The organism is Paenibacillus sp. FSL H7-0940 (assembly GCF_037979415.1).
In the GTDB taxonomy this organism is placed as follows: domain Bacteria; phylum Bacillota; class Bacilli; order Paenibacillales; family Paenibacillaceae; genus Paenibacillus; species Paenibacillus amylolyticus.
Genome location: NZ_CP150280.1, coordinates 503607 through 524033, shown reverse-complemented (window position 1 = coordinate 524033; position 20427 = coordinate 503607). Strand labels below are relative to the sequence as shown.

19 protein-coding genes are annotated in these 20427 nt (G+C 46.6%); 5 read left to right on the top strand and 14 right to left on the bottom strand.

All coding sequences use genetic code 11. The annotated features are described in order from the left end of the window. Positions 1-143 precede the first annotated feature (143 nt). The gene (locus MHB71_RS02245) at positions 144-2057 is read right to left on the bottom strand and encodes an AraC family transcriptional regulator (protein WP_340028735.1); all 1914 of its coding nucleotides are present in this window, start codon (positions 2055-2057) and stop codon (positions 144-146) included. A gap of 228 nt (positions 2058-2285) precedes the next feature. Here MHB71_RS02245 and MHB71_RS02240 point away from each other — a divergent pair, with 228 nt between their 5' ends. Both MHB71_RS02240 and MHB71_RS02235 read left to right on the top strand, forming a co-directional pair. Continuing rightward, on the top strand, positions 2286-3938 hold the full coding sequence (locus MHB71_RS02240; protein WP_340028733.1) for an alkaline phosphatase: 1653 nt from the start codon (positions 2286-2288) through the stop codon (positions 3936-3938). Between the two features lie 165 nt (positions 3939-4103). Then, on the top strand, positions 4104-4469 hold the full coding sequence (locus MHB71_RS02235; protein ID WP_036617391.1) for a VOC family protein: 366 nt from the start codon (positions 4104-4106) through the stop codon (positions 4467-4469). Between the two features lie 118 nt (positions 4470-4587). Here the strand turns inward: MHB71_RS02235 and MHB71_RS02230 are convergent, their stop codons facing one another. The 4 genes from MHB71_RS02230 to MHB71_RS02215 form a co-directional block, all read right to left on the bottom strand. After that, a complete protein-coding gene (locus tag MHB71_RS02230; RefSeq protein WP_340028732.1) occupies positions 4588-5796 on the bottom strand; it encodes a GNAT family N-acetyltransferase in 1209 nt (402 codons plus the stop codon). A gap of 187 nt (positions 5797-5983) precedes the next feature. Beyond that, the gene (locus MHB71_RS02225; RefSeq protein WP_340028730.1) at positions 5984-7471 is read right to left on the bottom strand and encodes a methyl-accepting chemotaxis protein; all 1488 of its coding nucleotides are present in this window, start codon (positions 7469-7471) and stop codon (positions 5984-5986) included. Positions 7472-7772: 301 nt separating this feature from the next. After that, a complete protein-coding gene (locus MHB71_RS02220) occupies positions 7773-8801 on the bottom strand; it encodes a pectate lyase (RefSeq protein ID WP_340030118.1) in 1029 nt (342 codons plus the stop codon). 303 nt (positions 8802-9104) lie between these two features. Continuing rightward, complete coding sequence (locus MHB71_RS02215) at positions 9105-9947, bottom strand: AraC family transcriptional regulator (RefSeq protein WP_340028728.1); 843 nt, start codon at positions 9945-9947, stop codon at positions 9105-9107. Positions 9948-10061: 114 nt separating this feature from the next. Between MHB71_RS02215 and MHB71_RS02210 the strand changes: the two genes are divergently transcribed. Continuing rightward, a complete protein-coding gene (locus tag MHB71_RS02210) occupies positions 10062-12047 on the top strand; it encodes a beta-galactosidase (protein ID WP_340028727.1) in 1986 nt (661 codons plus the stop codon). 123 nt (positions 12048-12170) lie between these two features. Here the strand turns inward: MHB71_RS02210 and MHB71_RS02205 are convergent, their stop codons facing one another. The 7 genes from MHB71_RS02205 to MHB71_RS02175 form a co-directional block, all read right to left on the bottom strand. Beyond that, the gene (locus MHB71_RS02205; RefSeq protein WP_340028726.1) at positions 12171-13313 is read right to left on the bottom strand and encodes a DUF4179 domain-containing protein; all 1143 of its coding nucleotides are present in this window, start codon (positions 13311-13313) and stop codon (positions 12171-12173) included. Then, a complete protein-coding gene (locus MHB71_RS02200) occupies positions 13303-13851 on the bottom strand; it encodes a sigma-70 family RNA polymerase sigma factor (RefSeq protein ID WP_235431599.1) in 549 nt (182 codons plus the stop codon). Before MHB71_RS02200 ends, MHB71_RS02205 begins: the two co-directional genes overlap by 11 nt. A 172-nt stretch (positions 13852-14023) precedes the next feature. Beyond that, complete coding sequence (locus MHB71_RS02195) at positions 14024-14425, bottom strand: hypothetical protein (RefSeq protein ID WP_047843898.1); 402 nt, start codon at positions 14423-14425, stop codon at positions 14024-14026. A gap of 36 nt (positions 14426-14461) precedes the next feature. Then, entirely contained in the window at positions 14462-14788 is a 327-nt protein-coding gene (locus MHB71_RS02190; protein ID WP_338706745.1) for a hypothetical protein, read from the bottom strand. A gap of 14 nt (positions 14789-14802) precedes the next feature. Next, positions 14803-15519: an SMI1/KNR4 family protein gene (locus MHB71_RS02185; protein WP_340028725.1), complete on the bottom strand. Its 717-nt coding sequence runs from the start codon at positions 15517-15519 to the stop codon at positions 14803-14805. Further along, positions 15479-16159 (bottom strand): hypothetical protein, encoded by a 681-nt coding sequence (locus MHB71_RS02180; protein WP_340028723.1) that lies wholly within the window; start codon positions 16157-16159, stop codon positions 15479-15481. Before MHB71_RS02180 ends, MHB71_RS02185 begins: the two co-directional genes overlap by 41 nt. Positions 16160-16187: 28 nt before the next feature. Then, complete coding sequence (locus MHB71_RS02175; RefSeq protein ID WP_340028721.1) at positions 16188-16655, bottom strand: DUF6386 family protein; 468 nt, start codon at positions 16653-16655, stop codon at positions 16188-16190. 188 nt (positions 16656-16843) lie between these two features. On the opposite strand from MHB71_RS02175, the gene MHB71_RS02170 reads away from it, so the two are divergent. Continuing rightward, a complete protein-coding gene (locus tag MHB71_RS02170) occupies positions 16844-17221 on the top strand; it encodes a PilZ domain-containing protein (protein WP_036617371.1) in 378 nt (125 codons plus the stop codon). Between the two features lie 75 nt (positions 17222-17296). On the opposite strand, the gene MHB71_RS02165 is transcribed toward MHB71_RS02170, so the two are convergent. Continuing rightward, positions 17297-18640: a uracil/xanthine transporter gene (locus tag MHB71_RS02165; protein WP_235431600.1), complete on the bottom strand. Its 1344-nt coding sequence runs from the start codon at positions 18638-18640 to the stop codon at positions 17297-17299. Positions 18641-18689: 49 nt separating this feature from the next. After that, positions 18690-19277: an ankyrin repeat domain-containing protein gene (locus MHB71_RS02160; RefSeq protein WP_036668679.1), complete on the bottom strand. Its 588-nt coding sequence runs from the start codon at positions 19275-19277 to the stop codon at positions 18690-18692. Positions 19278-19461: 184 nt separating this feature from the next. Between MHB71_RS02160 and MHB71_RS02155 the strand changes: the two genes are divergently transcribed. Then, positions 19462-20367, top strand: coding sequence for a LysR family transcriptional regulator (locus tag MHB71_RS02155; protein WP_036668680.1), 906 nt, complete (start codon positions 19462-19464; stop codon positions 20365-20367). Positions 20368-20427 lie beyond the last annotated feature (60 nt).

Below are 20427 nucleotides of genomic sequence, written 5' to 3'. Positions count from 1 at the left end.
CATGGCGGTCGCTGTGCCCAGAGGTTGTAAGCTTTAATCATACAGAACCGCCGACATAACAAAACAGGCCATAGGCGCATCCACCTATGAACCTGCTCTGATATAACGTGATTTGCGTCAAATTTGTAGAATGAAATGTTTTTTTATTCCTGTAGCTTGCTCACTTGCTCAATCAGGCTATCCAGCCCCTTGTCGACCAGATAAGGTCCATAATTCCAATAGTTGCGAGAAACATTAATGATCCGATGATTTTTGATCGCAGGAATACTCTGATACACCGGCTCATTGAATAGCTCCATCATCTGCTCCATCTCTTCATCGTCCATCTGAGTGAAGAAGTAGTCTGCAGGTTTATCCGCCAGCTTCTCCAATGAGAGCACGGTTCCACCATCTGCATAGGCTTTGTACTGTTCAGGCATATCAAATCCGAAATCCTGGTATATCAACTTGCCCAATGTGCCGCCTTCTCCCCCAAGTAATACCTCCTTATTGTAGATAACGAAGGACATGGCCGTTGTTCCCGGTTCAATATTGATGTTCAGTTCATCCCGGATCCCATTCAATTTACTTTCGAAAGTAGCAATCCATCGCTCTGCTTCCTCTTTTTTATCCATAATCTCACCCATCGTTCTCAGGGTGTTGATGACATCTGGGTCACCGCCCCAGGCTACCGTAATCGTAGGCGCAATTTTCTCATAGGTGCCGATCACTTCCGTGCTTGTATAATCAGGTACGATGATCAGATCTGGCTCTAGATCCGAGACCACTTCTACGTTCCCCGTTCCTGATCCGATATCCGGTACATTAGCCATCTCTTCCGGGTACAGATCCAGTGTTTCCTTGTTGGCACCCGCCGGCTTCATTCCGAGTGGCAGCAAATACCCCCCATATGTGATCACAACCGGTTTGGCTGATTGGGCTGGAATCTCAACCGTTCTCCCCGATGCGTCGGTATACATTTTGGTTGCAGGCAGTGAAGCATCTTCATTTGCTGTTGACTGTGGATCAGCTCCTCCCCCGCAAGCTGCTAATAGCAGGGATAAACTAAATAATAAACTGACCGCCAAAGTAGGCTTAAAACGAACATTCAAGTCATTCACGCTCCAAGTGTTGTATTGATAATGATTATCGTTATTATCAATATAGCGTTGTGTGAGTTCTCCAGCAATGAACGATTCAGACTTCTTATTAGTACGATTTGAACCTTTAAACAGATGACTGTGCATTTTATATTGAGCAGGAGTTTCTCCCATCATTCGTTTGAAGATTCGGCTAAAGTAGTACAAATCTTTATATCCAACGCTCTCAGCCACATCACGAATCTGAGCCTCTGTCTCTGTTAGCAATACTTTGGCTTGGTTCATCCGGGTTTGGATGACGTATTCCATCGGACTACAACCGAATTTTCGCTTGAATACCCGTGCCAGATAATGACTGCTGTAATGAAATTGGGCCGCCATATCCTCCATGGACACGGGATGTGCGTAGTGCTCCTGAATGTATGCTGCAATCTGCTCGGCTAATTCTGGAGGATCAGCTATCTGATCACTCGCCTGCTTCCATTGACGAAACTGTTCGTATACAAACTGATACAACAGTCCTGTAACCTGCAACCTGTCCAATTCTTCGCTGCTTGCCCAGCATTCATGCATTCTCTCCATTATGGGAATTAGCAACAGCGGATATGTTGCTGCAAAATAATACTGCTGCGGGGAAAATTCATACTCTTGTTGTACGTTTTCTACTCTCGACGGGTCGGTACCAGTGGAGCTTGGCTGGGGTTTATATAAAATAAGATAATATTCCAAGGGGAGATCCAGACAATGGATATGTATAGTTGTGCCTTTGCCAACATGCAGAACCTGCGTCTGGTTGGACCTGAGCTTTTCTTTACCCAAATGAACAATGGCTTCTCCTCTGACCATCAGCAAAAAAGCATGGGCTGGCAAAACATACGGCTTAATTGCCTGTCCCGGCTTCAAGACCAGATGACGAATGTCCATGAGCTTCACCTGATTTTTATTCCACCACTGAATGGCTTCTGACCATTCTTTCATTACAAACCACCTCAAAGCCGATCATTAGACGAGGGGCATTCCCTAGCCCGATTTTCTCCTTAACATACAAGAGTGGTCCTCATTTTGTCCAGTTCACCTGAATTCCAGCATCCTTCACTAATCGTAAATTTTACATATAGTTAACCCATTTCATACGTTAGTTTAGCAATTGTTGTATACACTTGGTTTGGGATACCAACTATACATATATTCTAGGAGGATGCATTCATGTTAAACCGGTTTAATGTCCGTGCAGCCAAAATGATGCTCGCGGTGACAACAATTGTTACGGCTACACTCGGAGGAAGCAGTGCAGCGTGGGCTGTGGAAGATACCACCTCAACGACATCTGCATCACCGATTAAAAATGTGATTATTCTGATTCCTGACGGTATGGCTAACGATGCTACCGCTCTGGCTCGTTGGTATAAGGGCTCGTCCCTGACACTGGACTCCATGGCAAGCGGCATGGTTCGGACTCACTCCGCCGATGCGCCGATTGCCGACTCAGCTCCTGCCGGAACCGCTTTTGCAACAGGTTATAAATCTCATACCGGATTTGTTGGTGTACTGCCGGACAAGGCTACGATGCCAGGGCAAAAGGCGATTGCTCCTGGAGACGAAAGAAAACCTGTTGCTTCCGTACTGGAAGCATCCAAACTGGCGGGTAAAGCAACTGGCATTGTCGCTACATCCGAGATTATGCACGCCACACCAGCGGATTTCTCCTCTCACTATCCGGACCGTAAAAACTATGATGCACTCAGCAAACAGCAAGTCTATAATGGCATGGATGTTGTGTTGGGTGGAGGTAGCAAATATCTTGAGCCAGCCGGACGTAAAGACGGTGAGAATCTGATTTCGTCCATCAAGGCACTGGGTTACGATTACGTCACTACACCAGCTGCAATGAAAGCATCCGATTCGAACAAGCTATGGGGTATGTTCGCGCCAGCGGGCATGGCTTATAATATGGACCGTGATCTTGCAAAACAGCCAAGCCTTGCCGAGATGACATCCAAAGCCATTGAAGTTCTGTCCAAAGACAAAGACGGCTTTTTCCTGATGGTCGAAGGCAGTAAAGTGGACTGGGCAGCTCACGCCAATGATCCGATTGGCATTATCAGTGACGTGCTGGCTTTTGATGATGCCGTAAAGGTAGCCATGGATTTTGCCAAAGCCGATGGAGAGACTGCCGTTGTGGCTGTTACGGACCATGGTAATGGTGGACTCACCATTGGTAACAACGCAACTTCCGGCACTTATGACAAAGAGCCGTTGTCCACATTTATCGGACCTTTGAAAAAGGCCAAGCTGACAGGCGAGGGCGTTGAAGCGAAGCTGAATGCCAAGCGTACAAACATCAAAGCAGTGATGAAACAATATTATGGCATTATCGATCTTACTTCCGAGGAGATTGCTACCATTAAAGCGGCCGAGCCGGGCAGTCTTAACTATGCAATCGGTCCAATGATTAGCAAACGTGCAGGGATCGGCTGGACAACCGGTGGTCATACAGGTGGAGATGTTGTGCTGTACACGTATGCTCCGAACAATGACCGTCCATTCGGTGTAATCGACAACACGGATGTAGCAAAGTATATGGCACGTGTACTGGATCTGGATCTCGACAGCGTGAGCAAACAATTGTTTGTACCTGCCAAACAAGCATTTACGGCCAAAGGCGCGACGTACAAACTGGACCTGACGGACGCCAAAAATCCGAAGATTCTCGTTACAAAAGGCAACACCAAACTGGAACTGCAAATCTACAAAAATATTGCACTGGTGAACGGCAAAAAGACAACTTTGGAGGGTGTCATTGTGTATAACGGTGTAGAGGCATTTGTACCCCAGACGGCCGTTGATCTGATTCAATAATTCGTTAGAACTACTGGAACCACAAGGAGATTACACCATCTGGCTGCCGAATATTTCGGCAGCTATTTTATTGTTTACTGATAAGGAGTAGGTTCCTGCTAACACCTATCGTATAATGAACGTAACAAAAATACATATCATGCAAGAAAAAGGAGAGATTCACCCATGTTGATCAAATTAAACTGGATCACGCTGAGGGTCAGTAATTTGGAAGCTTCACTCGGGTTCTACCACGACATGCTTGGACTTCCAATTCAGCGCAGATTCGAAAGCCGTGGACGGCAGATTGCAATGCTCGGCATGGAGAATGAAGCCAAGCTGGAACTGATTGAGGGCAGTGAATCCATTCTTAAACCAGAGGCTGGCGTGTCGATCGGTTATGAGGTGAACTCGCTGGATGAAGCCATGGAAAGACTGGCAGAGCTGAATATTCCGATCGTGCGTGGCCCCATCCAGCCCAATCCGCATCTGCGGTTTATTTACATTACAGATCCAGATGGCTTCGAGGTGCAACTCTCAGAGCATGTCTAATTAGGCGAGAGCACATAATTGTGCGTATCACGATGATCAGTTGTGTGTGCAAGTGTGCAGTCAAATCAGATGCAAGCTCACACCTACATCGGGCAGCGCAAGCACGTTTTTTGTCTGTTTACAGCTTCATGCGGCGCATCAGCGGCACACCTACGCAATTCAACAACCGATCAAGCAGCAGCCAGCACCAGCGTCTGCCCCATGGAAGGTGGCGCTCATACACAGCCGAATATTCAAAATCCGCCACAGCACCGCGATTGCGCTTGAACTGCGCAGCCCCGGCGCTCTCATGTAACAGATGGCCGTTCTCGCGAGCCTGTCCGATCAGACAAGCTGATAACATGCGGTATAGTCCGACGGATTGGGGCACCGCTGTATCGTAACCGAACAGCGGCGTTGTCATAACTCCATTGCGGCAGAAATAACCCATGACCGCGTCCAGGCGCCCTTCCTTCCGCAATCCATAGAGCCTGAGTGTCCCTGATGCCATCGCAGCAGCAATGAACCGCTCAGTGAATTGCGGATTGTGATAGGAGTACTTTTCAAGGTATAACAGCTTGTACAACTCCGCGATTCGCGGAATATCTGCATCCGTCATATCTGATTCGGAAACGAATTCGTATCCATGCTTGCCCAATAATTCGTAATCCCGCTTCAACAGCCAGCGTGACTTCGAGTTTCCAAAATTCGGATCATGCGCTTGGTACAGGTAGATTTGTCGGCTCGGAATTAGTCGACACCCCACTTCCGTTAGCCTCGCCGTCAGATCGGGATGAAGTCCCTGACACAAGGAGCGAAATACAATGACATGTTCAGGGTATCGCTCTTGTACCGCTGCAAGCAAACATTCTGCTTGTTCACCGGACATGGCGGGATACAGATTGGTGGACAACAACCAGTTGTTCACATGCACAACTTTGTTGATCTGCGATTGCTTCATTCCCCAACCTATTAGACTGAGCAGCACAGAAAGACCTTTTTCCAACACGGGCTTCTGCAACATGGTCAATTCCTGCTTGGCGTAACTCACATAATGCGTATATGGCGAACAAACGTAAGCATTATCATACTCTGTATCATTCACCGTCAGCGGAATAACGAGATCATCAATCCGGGTGAGCAACAATGTCGTTTCCACATTGGACATAAAGCTTTGGGTTCCGTCCAGCATCATAGGTTCCAGATAGACTCTGGCATATCCGCCATCCTCCGTATCGGGCCAGTCCATGTCTTTGAACGATTGCTGATCATAAAAACGTACGCGTGCAGCCCTATTATCATTCTTAACCTCATATGTACTGTCATCACAGTCCAATCTATCTTTCATTCCTTTATCCTTCAACCTTCTACTCCCCCATGAGGTTACATCTTCTTTTAACTACCATTTACAGTTTCAGTTCTACGCTCTTCATACTCTACACATCACTGTATAGGAAAAAAATGTCGGCATCAAGCTGTTTGGCAGATGAAAAAAGCCCGTCCAGTACGCTAAATACGCACCGACAGGCCCTCAACTATTTATTATTAAAGTTTATTCCAACGGAAGAAGCCTGATGATCCGAGACCAATTCATTCAAGTCTACAATCAGTTGCTCCAATTCTCCAAAGCTCTCTACCATCTTCTGTGTCAGGTTACGTTGTTCTTCCATGCTCGCCAGAATCTCTTCTGTCGCTGCACTGGATTGCTCCGTTACACTCGAAATCTCGGAAACCTCATTCACAACTCTGGTGGAAGATTCCTTCATGGTCGCCGAACTAGTCTCGATATCTGTCGCTTGATTCAACACATGCTGAGAGTTGCTGTTGATCGTACGGAATACTTCCTCTGCCGTATGGACGCTATCTCTTCCTTGTTGTAACGATAGACGAATACGTTCGAATCGATCTGTCAGTGCCTGCGTCTGTCCTTTTAATCGAGAAAGGATGGTTCCGATATCACTTGCGGACTGACCCGAGTTCTCTGCCAACTTGCGAACTTCCTCTGATACAACAGCAAACCCGCGTCCATGCTCACCCGCACGAGCGGCTTCAATGGCTGCATTAAGCGCGAGCAGGTTGGTCTGACTCGCAATATCCGCTATGCTGTTCAGCATAAGCGTCATGGATTCACTTTCCTCGTTGAACTTTCGCATGTCATTTGCAGTTGTATTGATCGTTTCATATAGCTCTTGCATCTGAATGTTCAGCTGGTCCATCTGTGTGCTTCCAGTTTGTGTGCTCGTTGCCATACTTACGGACAACTCTTTCATCTGCTGCGAATACGAAGCAACGTCCTTGATATGCTGATCCGATACAGATAAGGATTCCGAGATCTCGGCCACACTGGTCGCCTGGAACTCAACACCTTTTGCAACCTCACTGAACCCAAGCGTCACCTCATTGGTGATAGAACCAGTCGCATTCACTTTTTCCTTCAATTGATCCGTATAACGTGATAAACCTTCGACCGATTCCTTCACACGCTCCAGCATGGTTTCCACTCTTTGCTTAGAATGCTCCACCTCATTCTGGCGTACTTCACTTTCATGGAAGAGCCTTTGATTCAGCTGTGAGACCAGCATCAGAATGGCCCCCGTGAGAGCGAATAGTCCCACATTAACGATATTACCTATTAGCTCAACAGAGTCAACGGTATTCATAACAAATAATTGAAGAACACTGTTGACTAGTAATACCGAAAATCCAACCACAAAAAATTTCTTGTTAGGAAATAACAGTAGAACTGCGGTTATGACCAAACTTAACGCAAAATTGACCGTTCCCCAACCGACATAGACTCCACATATTGTCAGTAATACGGTAATCAGCCATGGAATGAGATGAATATGTTTCTTTTTCGCATTAGCGTATGTAATCCAAACTACAAAGACTAGAGCTACTCCATTGGACACAAGTAACTTCGGCATCGTAAAGGCCAGCCCCATACCAATGGCAATAATAATCCACAAAATGATACCGATTAATTTGTTCCTTTTCCAAATAATTTCGTCCATACGATTCATGCTTACCCCGTCCTTTTATGTAGGTTAAATGTAAGTTGTAGGGCCTTTCTGTACTACATCTAGTAGTCTTTGGTCCTGCTTATGTGCAAATCGCAAATACGCAGCGCCTTAGCATAGTACATATTAACTTCATAAGTATGAAACCAGCGCTACTTTATGTATATCGGTATTCAACATTTAAAATGAATATGAAATGTAAAATGATATGTAAGCATATCATTTTACAAATAAAAAAGGCCTGTCTCATGCGTTATGGCGCACAAGACAGGCCTTTGGGTCGTGAAAGGATGTGCAGCAACTATTACTTTCCGAATACAAGTGTCGTATTGGAGGAGCCTGCATACTTGGTGACGAACTCACGCGCGTAGCTGGCACTCTCTACCTGATAACTGTAATTGGAGCTTGGTCTCCAGTTCGTTTTAGGAGAAGTCGGACTATTAAGCGCAGGTGTACTGCCCGTATCCGTAAACTCACCTTTTCCTTTGTCATCCAGGATGCCACCCTTTTCAGCGCCAGCACCAAAGTAGTTGTTTTCAGAATAAATCCGTGCTTTTTCACCAATTGTGATGGCCTGATTAAAGTTGTTTGCATAGTTGTTTTTGAGATGGAAGTAACCATATCTTAAAAGTCCAGGACCACGTACATATAAATTTTCGAAGTAATTATTGGACATCGTCACATGAGGTACGCCATTGTAACTGCTGTTACCATCATTCGGATGACCGAGGATGACGCCATACTTATGGTTCGCAAATTTAGAATTGCTAATCGTAATATAGTCGGCGCGATCACCAATATACAGAAGTTTGTCCAGATCACTACCGCCAGAGCTGTAGCTGTGACCAGCAAACGTCACATGATCAATCCAGTAATTGGAGCCTGAAGTGATATACATCTGGATATCATCATTGGCATTAATATTGGAAGCGTGTTCAAAAGTCAGATTTTGAAAAATCACATTGCTTGAACTGCTTGTGGATCTGAAATGAATATTCGTTAATGTATGTTTGCCAAAGGAACCTACAAGGGTCTTGTTCGCTCCAAATTCAACCTTTTGCAGCGTGGAGGAAGAAATATTCTGTTCAACGACGACAATCTTGGCTGTAGAGCCCGCCATATGTGTTCTCAAGTCATTGAGATTACTAACGTAAACCACCTGACCGTTCTTGCCACCTGTCGTAGCTGACTTGGATACACCATTTTCATTCTTGGCACTGCCTGCAAAACCAGTCAACCCGTTCGTACCTGTGTTTGGATAACTGGCCGCACCATATGTAGACGGGGCTGTGGAGACAGTTAACAACAATAGAGTTAGAGCGAGTAAAAGCATCGAAAATTTCTTCAAAATTTCACCATCCTTTATAATATTATCCTCAAAGACAACTCGATTATATCGTGTAACTTTGGCTGTGACAATACAATTATTGCAAAAAGACAACAATTATCATTTTTATGCAACAGCAGATCAGATATAGTGAAAAAACGTAAAACCAGGCATTCATTCACACAAAATAGAGCCGCTAATTAGCGGCTCTATTAACGAGTACTATGTGATCCAACTTGGAACTGATCTGCCCACGGATCAGTTCCTAAAGCCTCTGACGAAAACCCATCGCTTACAGATAATAATATGTCACGACTTCTGATAGCTGCGGCGGAAGGCGCCAGGTGTGATTCGTTCCAGCTTCTTGAAGATGGCTCCATAATAGCTGGTCGATTCGAAACCGATTTGACGAGCAATATCCTCCATCCCGCGCTGCACATTGTCGAGCAGCAGTTCCTTGCTCTTGTTGACTCTTACCTGATTAACATAACTAATGGGACGAATACCTGTCGTCTTTTTAAACAAATGACAGAAATATTCTGGTGTGACACAGATCAATCCAGCCAGCGTTGGCAAAGTGATCTCTTCAGCATAATGTTGTTCAATATAGTCCAGAACCGGTTTTAATCGCTCATACTGCTGCCCGACCGTATCGCTGCCCTCAACAGATACGCGTTGAATAATCTCTGTCAATAAGGTATAGAGAATGGCGGAGCAGGCGTAATTGCTTAATGTCTGCTCTTGTGGTGTTAAGGCAGCTTGCAGCAGCTCCCGCATTCGGGATAGAAGGTATTCAGGTTGTGCAAGTGTGTATACGCATGTGTTGACAATGCCCACGGTTTTAAACAAGTTTGCTGACCCGTTGCCATCGAAAATGATCCAGTCGACTTCCCAACTGTCGGATAGCGCATAGTATTCGTGCTTCTGTCCAGGGAATAACAGCATGCCCATACCTGGCTTGACGATATGTTCCGTTTCACTTAGCTTGAGCTTACCCACTCCGCTGCGGCATTGTATCCACTGATAATCCTCAATGCCTTGGTCTCGGCGGATATGCTCCTGTTCATGATGCAGGCCGATGCCAAGTAAATAAAAAGGGAGCAGCTTGTCTCGGGCAGATAACACCGGAAAATTACGATTGGGATGAGGCATACGACTAACTCTCCTAATCTTAATATTGTTATATCATATTAATTATTTAAGATATTCACTCGAATTAATATAACATATAATCGCAATATATTGATAAATAAAGGAGATCACAGGATGACAATTAAGATCGGAATTGATTATTATCCAGAGCAATGGACCCCGGAGTTATGGGAGAAAGATGCCATACTTATGCAACAGACAGGGGTTGCAGTTGTTCGAATGGCGGAGTTCGCCTGGAGCCGAATGGAACCGACTGAGGGTAATTATCAGTTTGAATGGCTGGATGCGGCTATAGAAGTATTCGCTTCGCGTGGTATGGAAATTGTGTTATGCACCCCCACCAATACCCCGCCAAACTGGATGACTACCCGTTATCCAGATGTGCTGCCCATGGATGAACAACGCCACATCATTCGGCCAGGAGTGCGTGGACATCGTTGCAACAACAGCCCTTCCTTGAGAATGCTGGGCTCCAAATTTGTGGAAGCGATATCACAGCGCTATGGTAAGCATCCCGCCGTCATAGGCTGGCAAATCGATAACGAGATGCACTACCAGGAATGCCATTGTGATACATGTAATCGTTCATTTGTCGCTTGGCTGCAAAAGCGTTATTCCAATCTGGAGGAGTTGAACCGGGAGTGGGGAACGGTCGTCTGGAGTGGTGAGTACAGCAGCTGGGCTGAGGTAACAACACCACTCGGTGCCAGCAAACCGATGAATCCTTCTTATCTTCTGGAGTACAAGCGGTTTTGTTCTGACAGCGTAGGCTATCTGCTGGGATGGCAGCTTGAGATTTTACGCCGTAACTGTCCAGATCAATTCGTGACGCATAACATGTGGCAATATCCGAATAGCCTGGACTATTATGATATGCACAACGAATTGGACTTCGTCTCTGTTGATTATTATCCGAATGAGCTGTATCGCGATTATGGCGATCGGTTTCCGAGGAACGGAGCGCTTACGCTGGACTTGGTTCGCGGCATCAAACGCCGGAATTTCTGGGTAATGGAACAGCTCAGCGGAGCGCAGGGCGCCTGGATGCCGATTCAGCGCACCCCGTATCCTGGACTGATCCGAGCTCGCTCCTGGCAGACAATCGCCCGCGGTGCGGATATGGTCGTCCATTTCCGCTGGCGGAGTGCAACCGTCGGAGCGGAACAGTTCTGGCATGGGCTGATCGACCACAGCAATGTTCATGGACGCAGGTTCAGGGAGTTTGCAGAGCTTACTCGCGAGGTGAACCGGTTAGGAGAAATGCTCGCCGACTCAACCATTGTTACCCAGGTTGCTATTCTGCATTCGCATGATCAGCACACAGCGCTTTCCCTTCAGCCGCAGGCGGAAGGGGGAATGCACTATATAGACAACCTTTCCTCTATGCATAATGCATTTCTGAAAATGGGTGTAGGTACAGACGTTATCAACTGGACCGAGGAGCTCGATGGGTACAAGCTGGTCATTGTCCCTTCCCTCTTCCTGTTAAGTGAAGAAGTAGCACAGCGACTGGAGCGATTCGCAGCTAAGGGTGGTACGGTTGTCCTTACCAATCGGACTGGCGTGAAGAACATGAGGAATGTATGTGAGATGCTGCCTCTTCCGGGGCTACTGGGTGAAGCGGCGGGTGTTGTCGTAAGTGAATATGATGCCATCGGCAACAGTGAGCATCGGATACGGAACGCGGAGGGCAAGACTTTCGCTGCGAAGCAATGGTGTGATCTACTGGAACTGCGAGGTGCAGAGCCGATCGCCTGGTATGACAACGACTTTTACGAGGGTGTACCGGCGATTACTGTCAATAAGCTTGGTGAAGGTGAAGTGTATTATGTCGGCACTTGGCCGGAGCCATCGTATTTCTATCAGTTGTTTGAAGACATATTGAAGGAAAAAGGGTTGACGCCCGAGATCCAGCTTCCGGAAGGTGTCGAGCTTTCGATTCGAACGAAGGGGGAGCAGAACTTCCTGTTCCTGATCAATTTGACGAATGAGCAACGAGAGATTACGTTGGACGTTCCTTATCATAGCTTGTTGACTAGCGAGAGATTGAATCAGAAGTTGACCCTTCCAGCTCTGGGAGTAGATATTCTAACTGTATAAGATCAGCAGCTTGTCATATTTAAGAAGGGATGTCTCACAAGGCTTACGACCTTGCGGGACATCCCTTCACTTACTTCACTAACGTCTACCAATTCGAATAAGAGTTATTCCAGTTAGTTCATCTTATTTGATTTTGATTTTCAGTTCATCCTTCTTGGCTTCTTGTAAATCATCGTAGACCTTATCTGGTTTGCCACGAAGTATTAATATCATTGACTCCGGATTGTCCAGCAGATTGCTGCTGAAAGAATACATCATTCCGTCTTCCGTTCCGCTCCCGCCTACCATGGATAACTTGGTCTGCTTCCCATTCCTGGAGATCGAAATGATTTCGATAGGCCAAACGATCTCGTTGAGCGACAACTTCGTTTTGTAGTCCATCTCTTGATCAGGTGCATGGACAAATTTGACCCGCGTTACTAGCGGAGACATCTCCACCTCCGACAATAAGACCTCATAGCCTCCAACGGTAAAGGTCCGATTAACGTTGATGATTTCCGTTTTGGGGATAGAGAATTTGGGATCCAGTGCAAAAGAAAGATTCATTTTTTTGGAATATTTATATTTCCGTTCCTTTTCCCCTTTTTCTGAATTTCCCACCACATCTGGAACAACGGAAGAAAGCTGGAACTGAAGATTCACTTGCTCAGGGAGCGGTTTATTTCGATTACGCTCAATTGTATTCCGGCCATAAATGGTATGCTTATCCTTCGAAAAATGCATACCTCCTATATTTCCGTTATCAAGGACATAACCTGTTCTTGCATCCGTCATCTTGGTATTGACTATCGAATAAATCTCTTGCGAAGCATCCGTTCTGGCGGTATACAATACCGTTATCCTGTTCTCATCTGCCAGAACCGCATTCACGGTAAACTGATATATGCCCGATGTAACCGTCCGATCCACGAGTTGCACATAATCATGATTTAGCGTTGAAGTAATCGTGGCACTATCCATATCCGAAGTTAGCAGGCCACGAAAGGGCTCTAGTACACCCCAATGGGTGACAGGCTCAGTATATGTTGCCGGTTGTTGCCCATAGTTTCCAAGCGGGCCCGTAAGAAACCAACCTGCAGCAAGGACCGTGACCAGCACTGCCGTAATCCATTTGACACGAACGATCCTACCTGATCTTTTTGTTCTGGCCTTTGCGATACCACGTTGAATCGCAGCAGTCGTGTCCGCCGGATTCCACTGCTGTTTCTCTCTTTTCACCTGATATGCGTCTGCAAGAAGTGCTTTCTCCTCCGGGTTAGTGGTCATGCCAATCCCTCCTGTTCTTCATCAACTTGCGCAACTGCTGGAGTCCCTTGTGCTGCCAGGTCTTGATCGTCCCTTCTGGTTTGCCAAGGATCGAGGCAATATCCGTCAGTGTCATGTCGTTATAATATTTCAGCAGTAGTACATGGCGATATTTCGGTTTCACCTTTTGCAAAAGAGATTCCATAGCGATTCGATTATCGTCAACACTAATCATCCAAGATGCCGGAATGCTGTCCTCCATATCCTCCTTCGCCAGAGGTGTCGCCCGCTTGCGGCGCCTCTGTTCATCGATGCAGACATAGATGAGAATCCGAATGATCCACGACTTGAACGCCTTCTCATTATTCAGCGTACGACGTTTGATCCAAGCCCGGCACGTCATCTCCTGCACAGCTTCCAGCGCATCTTGCCGGTTACGCAGGTAGCTATAGGCAATAGAAATGAGCGTATCTTGATGTTCCATAATGGATTGCACAAATGCCGTCTCGTCTTCGGTCTGCACATAGATCCTCTGGTTTATCTCTGCTTTTGTTTCCACCCCGCATCCCTCCTTCTCTCTCTTTCTGTGGTATAAGACGGGTGAGTGAAGCAAACGGTTTTTATTCATCAAAAAAAGCTCCGCCATCATCATGAGGGAGCTTGATTACATAGCACTTCTGCCGCAGGTATACTGAATTACGTACACGCATGACAATCCAAGATCAACTAACTTACAAGTTGCCGGTAACTTCGATCCCGTCAGCCAATTGCAGATGGTTCCTCACCCAAGCTGTGAACTGATTCAAAAACATCCGGAATTCCGGCTCTGCAACCACCTGTTGATCCAACTCTGATAAAATCCCCACCCACACTTCCTTTGTAATCGGATTCTCCCAGCAGGGATCAAATGTCTTCATCTCTTCTCCAGTTCGCGGGTCAGTTAAGGGAAATGCGCGATCCAATGCAGGACGAATGTAGTCAAAGTCTTCATTATATATGAACAGCATGTCTTCCATCTCTACTTCAACCGATTCTTCTATGTATAAAGGGGATAAAACAAAACCCACATTCCGCTGTGGACCTTGATACTGATAGATGAGCGCAGGAATTGTTTTCTTTGATTTTTTAGCCATATATGCTCCTCCTGTTTCAGGCAAATCTTCTACCGATCAGAGTTCAAACCAGATTAATCCACCACCAACCTGCCTGCTTTCTTGCTCCATCTGTTGCATCCAGCTCCGCCCCTCTTCACCCCAGATATGGAACAAACAGTAGATATACAATTCCCCATCCACAATCTCTTCTAAACCAGAGGCCTCTTCTATGCACACTTCAAGAGCTATAGGCCAGGAAGGATCTTCACGTTCCAATACAAAGCCTTTGGTTTGGTGTTCCAAACTATACATGTCGGTAAACGTTAATGCACCTGCCAGACGCTTCACAACTTCAGGTAAAATCACAGGCTCTGTTGCTCTGATTCCATATTCCCAGCCCATATGTACAACCTCCTTCAGACTTCGTTCGCTCCAGATTGTTGCTTTTGTCCATGTATTTGATGGATGGAACGATCCAACCACAACTCATACCAGTCCAGAAAATGCAGTCGATTCGTATTGCCCCAATACTGATCAGGATAGATTCCATTGCGGTTAGCCCGGTCATCAACCCAGATCTCTCCGTAGGAGGCTCCCTTAACAATTAGATTCATGGAGATGCCACAACCAAAATCACTGATGCGCAGCATACCTGCCGACCATTTTGGATCAAAATATTCATGTTCCAGCGCTTCCCATTCCTCTTCTTCCTTGCTGTCTTCGAACCAGTCATAGTTCCAGTTCCATGCTTCCGTGAATTGGAAAGGGTCGGAGACCGCGTTCAGCTCATCATCATAACCCAGCACAGCGTATACGCCGTCATTCGGGTTTTCCAAACCATAATAAGGCCCTCCACCACCCGTTCCCATATGAAGAAGCCATATCTTATAGTCCTCCGGCAACTCAATTCGCCATTTCTGTTCAAATTGCGCGATATCCTTCTGCGTCCACACAGATGCCATTTCATATTTATGGTTCTCTGCGCCAAACAGGTCCAGATCGGGGTCGAGACTCCGGAGAGTGATCAACTTTTCACGCATACGTTCCAATTGCATCTTGTACATGGCTTCCCCATCTCCCTTAGCTACTCTTTTACGTTTGTCCCACGGCGTACCCGCGTTGCTGTAACTCATCCAGTACGGCTGCCACATCTCGCTCAGGACACAACTGCTTAATCAGGCTGGCAGTCACCGGTTTTTCTTCATATACTTCAGCTATTACTTCCAACGGTAGATCCTCCAAGTCGTAGTACCCTTTGGCCCAATCAACGTAATCTTCCGAGTTCTTCTCTATATATCCAAGTAAAAATTCTGCACCACCTCTGGCGTCCGCTTTGTCTTCCTCGGTCATCGCCAGCTGAATCCAGTTACCAACCTTCCATGGCAAGTCGTCCCCTTCCTGCCATAGGCAAAAGGTCACATCCTCCATATCCAACGTTTCCTCATGATCTCGCAGTACAGCTATCAACGTCTCCGGTACTTCATCGTACATGCCCGGGTAGATCTCACCATCCTCACGAGCATGCGGGCTTAAAGGTGACTCATGATCGAATCCCTTGATCAACGTGCCTGAGTTCGTAAACAAGACATGCAGATGATCACCTGCGCCGTTATTGATGTTTCCCCATGCCACACCTGGCTGAAGTTTATCTTCATAATGATGAACGCGTAGCCATTCTTCCTGCGAAAAGATGATATCCAAAGCAGCGAGTATTCTCATTCGTTTACGCAGGGCATCTGTATTCATCATCGTTATCTCGTTCCAATCCTGCATATCAATCCCTCCTGTTCGTATATGTACACTATATCCGGATTAATTCATCCAGCGTGTTATTTCCCTGAATACTTGGTGTCATGACAATGGTGATCCGACTGGCTTCTCTGGAGACGATACACGCATAATTTCCCGGCTTTAACTGAAACAGAACCCCTTCACACGTCTCATCCGGCTCCAATTCACCCCCAGTGACATCATCAGCCGCTCCCAGATAGACGTGCCCAGACGGAACTTGCAGATGATGCACCTTTTCCCGTTCCGCTCCGTGATCTGGATCTGAATCCTCCTCTACATCCTCCAGGCTCCATTCCACCTCATACACTCCATCCGTACCCAGATTCAAGAACAGACAATGACCTGCATTCACCTCAGCCAGCTCATCCACTGGAATGGACCACCAGTCCGAAGTATCCTCAAGCCGATGTTTTAACGCTGCCAGATCATACAGGCACAATGTTGCCGTATCTGTAACCATTTGAAATGTACCTCTCATATTCACCCGTCCCTTCTGTCTGATCCAAGTCTGACCTCAGAAATATATTCCATCATTATATCAAGCCTGATACACGTGTAAAAGGAACCCATGGACCATCTCTGCTTGCGCAACTCTTCATTTCTCGCTCCAAATGGTCGATATAAGCATAACTGACTTTTTTTGAACCTGATGGAGGAAGCCAAGCCATGTCAATTAACAATAGAAAAGAACCCTTTCGATACACATTGAAGGAACCGATCCACTTTGAGATCTATATTCTCAGCATCAACGGGGTTAACGCGCCAGCCAAGCCCATTCAGGCTGAACTCTGTGACATCAGTCGATCCGGCTGTCAGCTGTCATTTCCGCTATCCCTTCCTGTAGAGAATAACGATATTCGGATTGGAATGAATATGCTGCTTTTTGAAGACCCTCTATATATGGAAGGCACTCTCCGCTGGGGTCAAGAAAAAAATACCTCATGGCACTATGGTGTTCAACTCGAAATGCAGGATGGGAACCAAGACCGTCTCTCTAGAGAGATGCGAATGCTTGCAGGACAAGGCAAAATTATCGTGAAATAGTTAAATAGCCTTAAAACCTGTAACAAAAACCAAAAAACAGCCCAATCAAATTGGACTGTCGCAAGATGAAACTCTTTATGCCGCTTTACTAACTGTCGCTGGTTGTTCCATTTTGGACCAGTTCACGGTTTTTTCAAGAACCAGTGAGACCAATACCCCAATGACGAGACCATTGCTTATGATCGGAATGAGGTACATGGGCAAGGTTTGAAAGGCCTCCGCAGGAATATTCATGACCGCAACTCCCGTGAGGACCGGCAGCGCTACACGATAGATCGTTTTAGAATTAAACGTCGTACCTTCAAGCGTTCTTAGTGCCGTGCCGAACATCTGAAGATAAGCCACGAACAAAACCGCACTGCCGACGCTTGGTGGTATTTGTGCAAAAAATGCTGTCACTGAAGGTGTAAGACCTATCACACATAACATCCCCGCTCCAATTATCAAGGCAGCACGACGCAGAATGCGAGTACTCTCCAGGAACCCGATCGATGATGCAAATAAACCAAAGGGCAGCACACCTACACAGGCTGACAACATCGTGAACAGACCCGTTAGCGCATAGGAATGCCTATACTGACGACTTGTTGTTTCTGTCCGGTATAGTTTCTCAACTGTGCTTAATGTGGTGATCGAATTCGTCATGTTCACCAGTCCCACGAAAAATGCAGTAATGACAATACCCGGTTCCCATCTGGGCGCTCCCCACGGAAACAGTTCGAGACCAGCCGGGGCCTGATTCGGCTGTCCGCTATGTTGTCCAGGAAACAATAGACTATAAGCGATCCAGCCTGCCACAATCCCAATCAGGATCGCGTAGTTCCCCAGTTTCCCCCTACCCTTTAATTGAATCCATGCCACCAAAAATGCAATGACAACGGACAATGCGGCAACAGGCAAATCGAATCGACCAAACTCCGTATATCCAATCATACCTTTGAAAAAATTCATCGTTAATTGAATCGTCATTAGAAACAACATGGCACTCTTCACCATAGGTGTAAACAGCTTTTGCAGCACTTGCGCTGCTCCCAGCCAACCCAGAATCACCATCGTTAGTCCCGCTAACAGAAAACCTGCAGCCAGTCCACCGCCAATACGCTCCAGACTCATACCGGCCGATGAAGCAGATACCGTCAAACTTAGCGTCAATCCCCACCATAATCCTGAAGGACCATCCATAATCGCATATCGATGACCAAATACGGCTTGAAGAATACACACTGCTCCGGTAAGGATAAATGCGTGCTGCATCGAGGCAGCGATGGCATCCGGAGACAGATGAAAATTATGTCCAATGGATAGCGGAACAACAACGGTATTGGTAAACAGGAAGAAAAACCACTGTATACCTGCCAAAATCAGTGATGATACGTCCTTCATATTCTTTTGTAAAAAATGCTCTTGATGTCTGTTCATTCGTTTGGAATATCCTTTCACTGTCTGTTTCATAAATGTATAAGTCTCTTCAGGCTTGGGTTAGTAGTCGTTCCATCTCGGCATACCGATTCCGGCTCGCATGTGCAAGCGGTGTAATCCCGTCCCGATCCGCGATCTTTGGATCTGCACCATATTGCAAAAGCAAGGCAACAATCTGCTGGTGACGCGGCCCACCATCTCCCAAAATGACCGCTTCCAGCAAGGCTGTCCACCCCAGGTTGTTGATATGGTTCACATCCACATCACTGCGTGTCAGCAGAAGCTCCACAATGTCCACGTGGCCCCGATCCGCTGCTGGGATAAGGGCTGTGCCGCCAAAACGATTCGTTAACCTCGTATCTGCACCTGCTGTGATCGCCAATTCGACCATGTCATACATACCCTCAGCACTCGCGTATAACAGCAGGTTGTCCAATCGTGCATCCCGAAGATTAATGTCGGCTCCGGCGTCCACTAACATCCTTGCCGTGTCTATCTTGTTACCGTGCACCGCAGCCAGCAGAGGTGTTCGCCCCAATGCATCCCGTTCATTCAACCGGCTACCCTGTTGTGTGATAAATCGAATGACCTCATCGGTATGGCCCGCTTGAGCAGCATCATGTATTGTTCTAACCACGTTGTTTTATCCTCCAATTCAAGGTCTTTCTCATGCAGTAATATTCATATAGAAACCAAACCCTGTTAGTCAGGTATGCAAATCTAATGTATGGTAACATAAGATCGTAGTATATTAAAAATACATGTTTTGTTGCCTTTCCATACGAATTACATATACATTGCAGGCGAAGGAGAACAACCACTTGGATATCAAACAATGTCGCTATTTCATTGCCATTGCTGAGGAGAAACAGATTACAGCAGCAGCCCGAAGACTTCACATGGCTCAGCCACCCTTAAGTCAGCAGCTTAAGTTAATGGAGGAAGAGCTTGGCGTAATTTTGTTTGAACGCAAAGGGCGTATGATGGAGCTAACGCAGGCGGGTCGCAGCTTCTATGATTATGCAGTTACCTTGACCAAATATATGGAGGAAGCTGTAATGGAGATGCAAAGTTTCCGTCACGGCATACGGGGCAAACTCGCCATCGGCATCAATACCATATCGGATCGCCTGATCCCGCAAGCACTGCAACAGTTTCGCACCACCCATCCACAGGTTACCTATAAAATTCAACAAAATGAATCTGCGCAATTATGCCGATTGCTGGAAGATGGCAAAGTTGAACTTGCCTGTGTACGCATGCCTGTACAGACTGAACGTTATGAGGTGCTGCATCTGCCACAGGAGCCCCTTTTCTATATTTCTTCAACACCGCTTGATAGTCCGACAGAGATGGGACCAGGAGTGGAGATGGGGACTTATTTTGAGCAGCTTACAGGTATCCCCCTACTGCTTCCAAGTACAGAGGGACTCGGCATGTTCGAGTTGATTCTGGACAAGTTCCGGGAGCATCAGGTTACCCCCTCCATCATGGGTGAGTGCTCAGACATTAATATGTTGCTCGAGCTGGTCCGACTCGGCTTCGCCAGTTCCATCGTGCCTCACACGGTACTACAGCTATATCACGAGCACCCATTCCACGTATATCGTATCCAGGATCAGCATTCCACGGTTGGCTCGGCGCTGGTCTGGTTGCAGAACCGTTATCTGTCCAAGCCTGCACAACACTTTGTACAACTGGTTCAGGGAATGCTTCCCGTGGTGTAAAAGGCTATAAGCAAAAAACAGCAGCTTTACCGGATTACATTCCGGTGAAGCTGCTGTTTC